Source organism: Stenotrophomonas sp. GbtcB23 (assembly GCF_019091045.1).
In the GTDB taxonomy this organism is placed as follows: Bacteria; Pseudomonadota; Gammaproteobacteria; order Xanthomonadales; family Xanthomonadaceae; genus Stenotrophomonas; species Stenotrophomonas rhizophila_A.
In genome coordinates this window covers 1-305 of record NZ_JAGXKC010000171.1, presented here as the reverse complement: position 1 = coordinate 305, position 305 = coordinate 1, and the positions used below count along the sequence as shown (strand labels likewise).

General features: G+C 64.3%; 1 protein-coding gene. It reads right to left on the bottom strand.

Annotated elements, in window-relative coordinates; genetic code table 11:
- On the bottom strand, positions 1 to 227 hold a 227-nt coding region (locus KVS69_RS21180), incomplete at its 3' end, for a DUF411 domain-containing protein (RefSeq protein WP_302675385.1).
- Between the last annotated feature and the right edge of the window lie 78 nt (positions 228 to 305).

Genomic DNA, 305 nt, shown 5'->3' with positions numbered 1-305 from the left:
TTTTCTTCGAGGAGACGCTTGATGTCCGCGGCCGGAACGTGGCCTTCGATGACGTATCCGCCGATCTCGGCCGTGTGGCAGGAGCCCTTTGCATAGGGGACACCCAACCGCTCCTTGACCAGACCCAGGTCATCCATGTCGTGCACATCCACGGTGAATCCCGCCTTCTGCACGTGGTCGATCCAGACACCGCAGCACCCGCAGGTCGGGGTCTTGTGGACGGTCATGCGTGGCAGGGCTGCTGGAGTCGCGTCGGCTGTTGGGACGACAACCTGTGCGGAGGGCGAGGGGGTGGGTTGCGCGGA